The following is a 3,873-nucleotide window of genomic DNA, read 5'->3' on the forward strand; positions in this document are numbered from 1 at the left end:
TCATACACCTGAGTGGAAAGAAATTTATCCAAAGCGTAAGGAAAGTATAGAACGTGTATTTGGAGATTGTAAGGAGCAGCATAATTTAAGATATACAAGATTGAGAGGACTACAAAAAAATCAGCATCAGGCGCTGATGATTTTTGCATGTCATAATCTAAAAAGAATGGCAAGATGGAGTTGGAAAACTTCATCAAATACCATTCATAATTGGTTGAAAATGATGATTTCCCGCTTTGAAACACAAAAAGAAAAGCGATATTCGTTTTGGAGTACCACTTTGTCAACAATCTGAAAACAGCTAGATATCTAGCTGTTTTTTAATCTTCTTTTTCTTTTTCATGATGCAAAACTTTACCATTCAAAGCGTCAATATGGTATTCATATTCATACTCTCCTACAGTAAATGAAACTTCATAATACTTTTTCTCTAATTCTGCTTCCAGTTTCTTAGCATCCGCTTTTGATATATTTGCATGATCAAGAGCTTTTTGTTTGGCTTGTTCAGCAGTAATTTTAACTGTTCCAACATTCTTCTTTTCATTCTCAAGAATACGGCCATCTTTCACTCTAATTGTATACTCATATTGATAATTTCCACTTAGAAATTCAATATCATATTCTTTTTGTCCATTATCTATATCCTCTTTTATCTGATAATTTTGAATAGATTTTACACCAGCATGATTCATAGCAATCTTTTTAGCTTGATCTTTAGTTATCATAGATGTTTGATTTTGGGATGTTGAAGAAGAAGTTATCTTCTTTTTTCCTTCCATTTCTTTTTTTAGAATCTTACCCGTTTTTGCTTGAATATCATATTCATATTCAATCCCATCTTGAGTAAATTCAACTTCATAAATCATTTGTCCATCATCATAATCTAATTGTATCTTTTTCATTGTTGGCTTTGATACTTTCGCATCATCAAAAGCAATCTTTTTTGCCTTTTCCTGGCCAATATAATCACTCACACTGGCTTGCCCTGTCACATTAACATGATCAACATGATTATTTTGTAATAATATATTCAATTCATTAACAGATAAATCTTTCAATCCATCAAATGTATAAAGTGAATTTTTAACAATTAACTGTTGAATAATTTCTGCTTTACCAACTGAAATATTATATTGTTTTGCAAGTTTTATAATATCATCTTGTTGATCAATAGTCTGCGAAACAACAGATCCATCTATATGACTTGCTTTTAAAAATTCATCTACATTTAAAGAAAGTTGTTTACGTAATTTTTCATTTTCCTCCTGATTATCTCCTGTTACAGAAATAAGTAAAGAATTTTTAAGTTCATCAATATAACCTTCCTTAAGCATTGCGCCAATTAATGCATTGATTCCTACATCAATTTGACTTCCCTTTAAATCCATGTCACCAATAATTTTTTTAGCATCTTCATTCTTAGCTGTAACCTGCTCAATTTTATTCTTTTGATTGATTGATAATTCAATACTTGGATTGACATCAATTCCTACCACAGCAATCACCTTAGCTGGTTTTTGTAACATAACTGCGACAACAATAACAGATGCAATCATAACCAAAGCAAGGGCATAACGTTTATAATTTCTTTTTTGATTTGTTTCCACAACCACATTCTCCTTTCTATCTATCAGTTCAGCCTGAATGGACTCAAAACGATCTGGTGTGATTTCTTCAAAAACATCATATAATTTATTCATTGATTTTTCCTCCAGACTTCTTTCATTTTTTTCATTCCTCTATGATAACTTGACAATGATGTTGAAAGTGGTATTTCTAATAAACTTGCAATCTCTAAATGTTTTAATCCCCATAGGGAATGCATAATAATAACTTGTCTTTCCTGATCATTTAATGCAGTAAATAATTCTTCTAAAATTAACTTTGTATCCATATTCATACTTTGAGGTAATGACAACTGATCATCATATTCTATATTCAGTTGTCTTTTTCTTAAGAAAAAATAACATTCATTTCTTGCAATTGTAAATATCCATGCAAGAGGTTTCTTTTGAGATTGATAGTTCTGAGCAGCCAAATAAATTTTAATATAAACTTCCTGTAAAATATCACTGCTATCATCATAGTTTTTGATAATACTCATAATATAAGCAAATACAATGGTTTTTGTTTTGTTATAAAATTCATGAAAATGACTATCATTTTGGGGAATTTGTAAAATCAATTGATCTATTTCTCGATTATCCATATGCATATGTCTCCCCTTTCACTTATATAATGCATTTCTCTATCTTATTATTGCATAAAAAACAAGAAAATAAAAAATAATTTCCTTAGAAATTATTTCTTAACTATAGCTTTTTGTGGACATGTTTCTATACATTTTCCACAATGTAAACAATGCTGCCATTGAATTGTAATAGGTGTAACTGTTATATCAATGCAATGTTGTGGACAAACTTGATAGCAAGCAAGACATCCATTACATGTTGAGCGAATTGTATAAGGAGCCTCTAATAAATCATTTCCCTCTCCTATTGAGAAAGATTGACGAAAAATAGGCTTTTGACTTAAATCAAAGTATTCACCTGTACATTTATAAATTTCAAAAACCTCTAATACTTCCTGCGATTCTGAATGAGGATAAATATCTCTCATATATGGATTATTTAAAAAGATTTCCTGTAGTTTTTCATGACCTATATTTCTGATTTGACCTTGTAATGAAATCGCTATAGAATCCATTGTTTGTATTCCCTTTATCCCTGTTAAAGCAATCGTTTTATGTTGCATAAGACGCTGATAAAATGATTTGCCTCTCGCTGTCAGAAAATATATTTTATGATTTTGATACAACATTAAATCAATTGCACAAGTAACAGGATGATCATTTTCATCTAATGTCGCTATGATGACACTATGAATATCTTCAACAAGTTGCTTTAATATCTCTTGAACTTCCATAACATTTTCTCCTATTATATATATTTTTTAAATTCTAGACTCAGTTTTTTATAAACAACAATAGTTACAACCGAAATGACACCATATTTTAATAAATTAAATGGTAATAGTGAAAAAATCATCATTGTTGTCATATTCGTTACAAGTGGATTTGTAACCATTGCCATCTTTAAAATATCTTGTAAAGATATTCCAAATAACGATGCATAGAGAGGAAAAATAACAAAAAGATTAGATATAATAGCTAGCATACTCGCTATTATTGTTCCACTTATTAGTCCCTTCTTTGCTGATGTTTTTGTCTTATGGTGCTGATAAAGATAGCTTGCAGGAAAAACAAATACTATAGATAAGATAAGATTAGAAAGTTCTCCAACAAACATCGTTGTTGTACCACGAATCATTGTACTTAATAAGATTTTAATAATAGCAGTCGCTATTCCTGATAAAGGTCCCATCAAAAAACCACCAATAATTATAGGTAAATCTGAAAAATCAAATTTTACAAAAGTTGGTGCTAATGGTACTGAAAACTCAAACACCATCAAAAGTGCACTCATAGCACCTAATAGTGCTGTTAAAACCAATTTCTTTGTCGATTGTTTCTTCATTTCTATTCCTCCTTTTCAAGGAATAAGCATAATAAAACATTTGACAGACATCAAATCTTTTATTACGACTTCTTCCATCCAGACTATTACTGTCGGTACAGGAATGACACCTGTTCAGCATATGCTCGCAGACTTTACTGCCGGTCAAGAATTTCACTTTGCCCCGAAGTCAATGACATAATGTAGATTTTAATCTACATAATCACTTTAAATCAAATGACAAATATAAACAAGTTATATGCAAAAAAAACTGAGAAATACTATTCTATCTCAGTTTCCTGTAAGTTCTTTGGAAGTGTCATAACCTGCTGTAAAAAATTATCAAATTCTTGATTTT

5 protein-coding genes and 1 riboswitch are annotated in these 3,873 nt (G+C 30.0%); of the genes, 1 reads left to right on the forward strand and 4 read right to left on the reverse strand.

What is annotated here, in order from left to right:
• A partial coding sequence (locus BN350_RS20260; protein WP_147573565.1) for a transposase occupies positions 1 to 295 on the forward strand: 295 nt, incomplete at its 5' end.
• Positions 296 to 320: 25 nt separating this feature from the next.
• On the opposite strand, the gene BN350_RS08585 is transcribed toward BN350_RS20260, so the two are convergent.
• The 4 genes from BN350_RS08585 to BN350_RS08600 all read right to left on the reverse strand — a co-directional run bounded on the left by BN350_RS08585 (position 321) and on the right by BN350_RS08600 (position 3,536).
• A complete protein-coding gene (locus BN350_RS08585; protein ID WP_028043232.1) occupies positions 321 to 1,700 on the reverse strand; it encodes an anti-sigma-I factor RsgI family protein in 1,380 nt (459 codons plus the stop codon).
• Complete coding sequence (locus BN350_RS18820) at positions 1,697 to 2,209, reverse strand: RNA polymerase sigma factor (RefSeq protein ID WP_187117123.1); 513 nt, start codon at positions 2,207 to 2,209, stop codon at positions 1,697 to 1,699. The genes BN350_RS08585 and BN350_RS18820 overlap by 4 nt, the downstream gene beginning before the upstream one ends.
• Before the next feature lie 92 nt (positions 2,210 to 2,301).
• Positions 2,302 to 2,925 carry a 4Fe-4S binding protein gene (locus tag BN350_RS08595; protein WP_028043233.1) on the reverse strand — a complete coding sequence of 208 codons (624 nt, stop codon included), beginning with the start codon at positions 2,923 to 2,925 and terminating at the stop codon, positions 2,302 to 2,304.
• A 14-nt stretch (positions 2,926 to 2,939) separates the two neighbouring features.
• Entirely contained in the window at positions 2,940 to 3,536 is a 597-nt protein-coding gene (locus BN350_RS08600) for an ECF transporter S component (RefSeq protein ID WP_044600218.1), read from the reverse strand.
• A 62-nt stretch (positions 3,537 to 3,598) separates the two neighbouring features.
• Positions 3,599 to 3,711: riboswitch (FMN riboswitch) on the reverse strand.
• Positions 3,712 to 3,873 lie beyond the last annotated feature (162 nt).

Source organism: Candidatus Stoquefichus massiliensis AP9, assembly GCF_000455285.1.
Lineage (GTDB): Bacteria > Bacillota_I > Bacilli_A > Erysipelotrichales > Coprobacillaceae > Stoquefichus > Stoquefichus massiliensis.

Excerpts from the sequence above, each read along its gene's own strand:
- BN350_RS08585 (WP_028043232.1), bottom strand. The coding sequence starts at position 1,700 with ATGAATAAATTATATGATGTTTTTGAAGAAATCACACCAGATCGTTTT.
- BN350_RS08595 (WP_028043233.1), bottom strand. The coding sequence starts at position 2,925 with ATGGAAGTTCAAGAGATATTAAAGCAACTTGTTGAAGATATTCATAGT.
- BN350_RS08600 (WP_044600218.1), bottom strand. The coding sequence starts at position 3,536 with ATGAAGAAACAATCGACAAAGAAATTGGTTTTAACAGCACTATTAGGT.
- BN350_RS18820 (WP_187117123.1), bottom strand. The coding sequence starts at position 2,209 with ATGGATAATCGAGAAATAGATCAATTGATTTTACAAATTCCCCAAAAT.